Source organism: Halomonas cerina, assembly GCF_014192215.1.
In the GTDB taxonomy this organism is placed as follows: Bacteria; Pseudomonadota; Gammaproteobacteria; order Pseudomonadales; family Halomonadaceae; genus Halomonas; species Halomonas cerina.
Genome location: NZ_JACHXP010000040.1, coordinates 2,758 through 4,906, shown reverse-complemented (window position 1 = coordinate 4,906; position 2,149 = coordinate 2,758). Strand labels below are relative to the sequence as shown.

The window sequence follows — 2,149 nt, the reverse complement described above, 5'->3', positions numbered from 1 at the left end:
ACGTTGCAGGCGGTGATGAGTGGCAGAAGGGCTTGTTCTGCTTGAGGTTTTTCGAAACGCTACGGAAATTCTCGGTTGACAAGCGCGCCGGATTCGGTAGAATGCTTGCCACTCGATCGGAGGCTGCGAAGCGGCGGCTCGGTCACCCGGATCGCTTCCTCGGAAGCCGTCGACAAGGGGCTTGACGCGCCGCGCCGATCACGTAGAATACGCCTTCCTCGCAGGGCGCCGGGCCAGACGGCACGGCAACGGCGAGACGCTCCGCGCCGTAACGCGCCCGGAGCCGCTCTTTAACAATCGATCAGGTAATTCATGTGGGCGCTTGTCGAGATGTCGGTGACCAGTCACCAAGATATCAAGGCAAGCGACTCGTCAAGAGACGTTTGACCCTTGAGCCCGGTTTGGTTCCGCCTTAGGAACCATCAGACTTTCAACTGAAGAGTTTGATCATGGCTCAGATTGAACGCTGGCGGCAGGCTTAACACATGCAAGTCGAGCGGAAACGATGGGTGCTTGCACCCAGGCGTCGAGCGGCGGACGGGTGAGTAATGCATAGGAATCTGCCCGGTAGTGGGGGATAACCTGGGGAAACCCAGGCTAATACCGCATACGTCCTACGGGAGAAAGCAGGGGACCTTCGGGCCTTGCGCTATCGGATGAGCCTATGTCGGATTAGCTGGTTGGTGAGGTAACGGCTCACCAAGGCGACGATCCGTAGCTGGTCTGAGAGGATGATCAGCCACATCGGGACTGAGACACGGCCCGAACTCCTACGGGAGGCAGCAGTGGGGAATATTGGACAATGGGCGCAAGCCTGATCCAGCCATGCCGCGTGTGTGAAGAAGGCCTTCGGGTTGTAAAGCACTTTCAGTGAGGAAGAACGCCGGTCGGTTAATACCCGGCCGGGGAGACATCACTCACAGAAGAAGCACCGGCTAACTCCGTGCCAGCAGCCGCGGTAATACGGAGGGTGCGAGCGTTAATCGGAATTACTGGGCGTAAAGCGCGCGTAGGCGGCGTGATAAGCCGGTTGTGAAAGCCCCGGGCTCAACCTGGGAATGGCATCCGGAACTGTCAGGCTAGAGTGCAGGAGAGGAAGGTAGAATTCCCGGTGTAGCGGTGAAATGCGTAGAGATCGGGAGGAATACCAGTGGCGAAGGCGGCCTTCTGGACTGACACTGACGCTGAGGTGCGAAAGCGTGGGTAGCAAACAGGATTAGATACCCTGGTAGTCCACGCCGTAAACGATGTCGACTAGCCGTTGGGGTCCTTGAGACCTTTGTGGCGCAGTTAACGCACTAAGTCGACCGCCTGGGGAGTACGGCCGCAAGGTTAAAACTCAAATGAATTGACGGGGGCCCGCACAAGCGGTGGAGCATGTGGTTTAATTCGATGCAACGCGAAGAACCTTACCTACCCTTGACATCGTGCGAAGCCGGAAGAGATTCCGGTGTGCCTTCGGGAGCGCACAGACAGGTGCTGCATGGCTGTCGTCAGCTCGTGTTGTGAAATGTTGGGTTAAGTCCCGTAACGAGCGCAACCCTTGTCCCTATTTGCCAGCGATTCGGTCGGGAACTCTAGGGAGACTGCCGGTGACAAACCGGAGGAAGGTGGGGACGACGTCAAGTCATCATGGCCCTTACGGGTAGGGCTACACACGTGCTACAATGGCCGGTACAAAGGGTTGCAAAGCCGCGAGGTGGCGCCAATCCCGAAAAGCCGGTCTCAGTCCGGATCGGAGTCTGCAACTCGACTCCGTGAAGTCGGAATCGCTAGTAATCGTGAATCAGAATGTCACGGTGAATACGTTCCCGGGCCTTGTACACACCGCCCGTCACACCATGGGAGTGGACTGCACCAGAAGTGGTTAGCCTAACTTCGGAGGGCGATCACCACGGTGTGGTTCATGACTGGGGTGAAGTCGTAACAAGGTAGCCGTAGGGGAACCTGCGGCTGGATCACCTCCTTAATCGACGACGTCGCCGGCACTCGGCAAGTGTCCACAATGAATTACCTGATCGGCCAGAGCAAAGACTGTTTGGGTATGGACCCAGCGTGACCAATGGGTCTGTAGCTCAGTTGGTTAGAGCGCACCCCTGATAAGGGTGAGGTCGGCAGTTCAAGTCTGCCCAGACCCACCATTCTCTCG

At 57.5% G+C, this 2,149-nt stretch carries 2 rRNA genes (1 of these 2 cut by a window edge); both read left to right on the top strand.

The features are described 5' to 3' along the window. Window positions 1-431: 431 nt before the first annotated feature. Window positions 432-1,969 (top strand): 16S ribosomal RNA (locus tag FHR94_RS19245). A 112-nt stretch (window positions 1,970-2,081) separates the two neighbouring features. Further along, window positions 2,082-2,149: ribosomal RNA gene (locus FHR94_RS19235) — 23S ribosomal RNA — on the top strand; its annotated part runs 2,757 nt beyond the window's last position; the annotation flags it as partial.